The following is a 3,634-nucleotide window of genomic DNA, read 5'->3' on the forward strand; positions in this document are numbered from 1 at the left end:
GGCCCCACCACCCCCGCACCAGGACGGAGCCCGGCTGCGGGTTCGCAGACACGAGGCAGGGTCAAGCCCTCCGCTTACCGGCTGCAGCCCATCACGGGGTACGGGCCGCCGCCGCGCGCCCGCAGCAGGACCCTCGTCCGGCGTGAACCCTTCCTGCGCGTGTCCGGCATGGGCCGCGCCATGGTGCTGACCTTCGACGACGGCCCCGACCGCCGCTACACCCCCGACATCCTGCGCACCCTGCGCAAGTACGACGTCCGCGCCATGTTCTTCGTCTGCGGCGTGATGGCCGCGGCCAACAAGGAGCTACTGCGGCAGATGACCGACGAAGGGCACATCGTGGGCAACCACACCTGGTCCCACCCGCTGCTGCCCGGCATGTCGCGCTCCGCGATCCGCTCCCAGATGGAACGCACCAGCGAGGTCGTCGAAGAGGCGAACGGCGAGGCGCCCCGGTGGTTCCGCGCACCCTACGGCGCCTGGAACAGCACGGTCTTCCGGATCGGCGCCGAGCTGGGCATGGAACCGCTGGGCTGGACGCTCGACACCCTCGACTGGACGCGCCCGGGCTCCAGCACCATCGCCCGCCGGGTCGAGCGCCAGGCCGGCTCGGGTGTCGTGGTCCTCTCCCACGACGCGGGCGGCAACCGCTCCCAGAGCGTACGGGCGCTGCGCACCTATCTGCCCGAGCTGCTGGACGCGGGCTATCACATCACCGTGCCGCGACGGAAACTGGCCTAGGCCCTGCCACCGGAGCCCCGCCCTCCGCCCGGGAGTCCCGCCCTCCGCCCGGAGGGCGGGTCCTGCGGTGGTACGCCGCTCCAGGAATCGCTCCAGGAATTCAGGAATCCAGGAATTTTCGCCCACGCGCGTTCTCCAGGGCTGAGCGAAGAATTCCAGAAATCCAGGACCCACGGAAACTCGCCCGGGACGAGGCCGCGCCGCCCGGTCGGGACGCTCAGCGGACCTCGACCATACGGGCGAACACCACGACGTTCCCGTCGTAACCGTTCTGCTTGGAGAAACCGCCGCCGCACGTGATGACCCGGATTTCCGGAACGCCGCTGTTCCCGTAGACGCGGTCCCCGGGGAAGTTGTTCTTCGCGAACACCTCGACACCGTAGATCTCGAAGACGGCCGTCTTCCCGTCGTTGCGCAGGACCTCGATCCGGTACCCCTTCCGGAGCGCCCCGAGTCCGTAGAACACGGCAGGGCCCTGCTGGTTGTCGACGTGGCCCACGAGGACGGCCGTGCCGTTCTCACCCGGGGACACCGCGCCGGTGAACCAGCCGGCGAGGTTCGGGTCGTCGGGCGGTGGCGCGTCGACCCAGCCCTGCAGGTCCAGGCCGACGGGCATCACGGGGGCGTCGACCTGGATCCCCGGGATCCTGATCCGGCTGACCGCGGAGTACGGCAGCGCCGGCGGCGCATTGGCGAACAGCCCCTGGGGGGTGGCGCCCGCGTCGGCGGCCGCTGCCGACGCCGGCTGCGGCGGACCCTCGTCGAACTCCCCGGAGCCATTCCGCATGAGGGCGAGGCCGGTCAGCAGAACAAGCGCTATCACGCCCCACGGGGCGCGCTTCCTCCGCCGCTCCTCCTCTTCGGCCAGTTCGGACGAAGACATTCGCCATCCCCTCTCGCCCCGGCCGTTGTCGCGTCCGTCACGCATGACACAACGCTAAGCGCAATATGGGAACTCGGCGACGGGGCAGGTGCGAACGGGTGGGGGGCGCCCGCGGGGCGTGCGCCATCCGGGTCGCCGTCCTCAGGAACTATCTGACGGTCAATGACCTGCGGCGACTTCCGGCTGCCGGGCATTCCCCGGCGTTTCCTTTCACCAGGACGGACCATCCCGAAATGCGGCCCACCCCATGGCAACTGAGGGTCTGACTAGGAGGCGCTTTCCAGCCGATCGACCGGGGACGGGTCCCGGGGCGCCTTCCCCGGAGGATCACATGCGTACTACTCGTGCCCTGGCGGCGTCCGCCGCCGCGGTGGCCGTCCTCGGGCTCGCCGCGCCTACGGCCGCCGCGTGGAACGACCCGACCTCGGTCACGGCCCAGCCCAGCGTCATCTCCCCGGGCGGCCAACTGGTCATCACCGTCAAGGGTGATGCCTGCACGGTGCAGAACAGCACGGTGAGCTCAAACGCCTTCCCGACGACGAGACTGAGGTCGATGGGTGGCGACACGTCGACAGCCACCGTGACCGTCAGTTCGAACGCCTCCCCCGGTGCGCAGAGCGTCACCACCAACTGCGCCGGACGGCAAAAAATGTTCAACAACGTCTTCACCGTCCTCGGCGGGGTCCGCGGCGGTATCGGCGGCAGCAGCACCACCGGGGCGACCCCGGCCGACATCGCGATCGGCGGCGGACTGGTCGCCGTCGCGCTGATCGGAGGTGGGGTGTTCTGGATGCGTCGCCGGTCCGAGAACAAGATCTGAGCCACGAGCGCGAGCGCGGGCAGACGGAGACGTGCGGAGACCGGCGGAGAGCGACATGTTGGTCTGAGCGCCGCTTCCCCCGGAGGACGCTTCCCCCCGGAGACCGGATCGCCCTCGGAGACCGGATCGCACGTCGACGGCCTTTCGCCCCGGACCCTCTCGGGTACCGGGGCGAAGGCTGTGCCGCGACGGCGAGGTCTGCGTGGCCGGTCCCGTCGCCGCCCTGGAAGGTCAGCCGCGTGCGTGGGGGAACAGCTTGAGCAGCGGCTCCGTCGACGCCGCGAGCCCCCGGGCGTACGGCGCGTCGAAGTCCCAGACCAGGAACAGCAGGAAGGCGATGAGCGCGGAGAACAGACCGGCGAGGATCAACTCGCGCGGGGTGCGCCGGATCTGGAGGGCGAAGACCATGCCGATGGTGACGACGGCGCCGGTGATGAGCCCGAACCACACGACACCCGGCATGGTCGCGCCCGTCGAGTCCGCGCGGGCGTTGCGCGCGGCGTCGGCGGCGGCCACCTCGTCAACGAGCGGCTGGTAGGCCTGCGCCTCGAAGTCCGAACGGGGCTCGTAGTCGGTGACGCCGTGGCGGATGCGGTCGAAGAGCCGGGCGCCGCGCTCGGTCATCTCACCGTTGTCGGCCATCGACTTCCACTCCTTGGTCACGACATGGTCCACATAGGTGTTGACGTCGTCCCGGATGCGGTCGCGCACGTCCACCGGGTAGACGCGCACCCGTTCCGTGATCTCGTGCAGGGCCTGTGCCTCCGCCTGCACGTGGTCCTCGGCGACGCTGCGGGCCTCCCAGACACCGGCCATGGCCAGACCCAGCACGATGGCGTACACGACGCCGATCATCATCGTGATGTACTCGATCACGTCGGGGGTCTCCGACGGGTCGTCGTCCTCGGGCGCCGTGTGATGCCGTACGACGGTCACGATGAGCACGACGACGCAGGCGGCGGCCATCGCGAGGGTGAGAACAAGCCATTCCGACAAGTGGTTCCTCCAGAGGTCAGCGCGGACGCAGCGCGGCGGCGGCGAACAGCGCGGGCACGGTGACGAGCAGGGCGAACGAGACCAGGGACGGACCTTCGCGCTTCTCCTGCCCGCGCGAAGACGGCCGGTAGGGCGGATAGCTCACCGGGGACGGCGGTGGCTTGGGCCGCGCCTTCCGGGTGGGTTCCGGGGGC

4 protein-coding genes are annotated in these 3,634 nt (G+C 70.2%); 2 read left to right on the forward strand and 2 right to left on the reverse strand.

Going from position 1 to position 3,634, the window contains the following annotated elements; genetic code table 11:
• A partial coding sequence (locus FPZ41_RS45530; RefSeq protein ID WP_152870675.1) for a polysaccharide deacetylase family protein occupies nt 1-741 on the forward strand: 741 nt, incomplete at its 5' end.
• A gap of 217 nt (nt 742-958) precedes the next feature.
• On the opposite strand, the gene FPZ41_RS45535 is transcribed toward FPZ41_RS45530, so the two are convergent.
• Nucleotides 959-1,624: a class F sortase gene (locus tag FPZ41_RS45535; RefSeq protein ID WP_152870678.1), complete on the reverse strand. Its 666-nt coding sequence runs from the start codon at nt 1,622-1,624 to the stop codon at nt 959-961.
• A gap of 331 nt (nt 1,625-1,955) precedes the next feature.
• On the opposite strand from FPZ41_RS45535, the gene FPZ41_RS45540 reads away from it, so the two are divergent.
• Nucleotides 1,956-2,444: a hypothetical protein gene (locus FPZ41_RS45540; protein ID WP_131572211.1), complete on the forward strand. Its 489-nt coding sequence runs from the start codon at nt 1,956-1,958 to the stop codon at nt 2,442-2,444.
• Nucleotides 2,445-2,675: 231 nt separating this feature from the next.
• Here FPZ41_RS45540 and FPZ41_RS45545 read toward each other — a convergent pair whose 3' ends face one another.
• Nucleotides 2,676-3,440, reverse strand: a complete 765-nt coding sequence (locus FPZ41_RS45545; RefSeq protein WP_152870677.1) for a bestrophin-like domain — start codon at nt 3,438-3,440, stop codon at nt 2,676-2,678.
• Nucleotides 3,441-3,634 lie beyond the last annotated feature (194 nt).

Origin of the sequence: Streptomyces acidicola, from assembly GCF_009377235.1 — a bacterium.
GTDB lineage: Bacteria > Actinomycetota > Actinomycetes > Streptomycetales > Streptomycetaceae > Streptomyces > Streptomyces acidicola.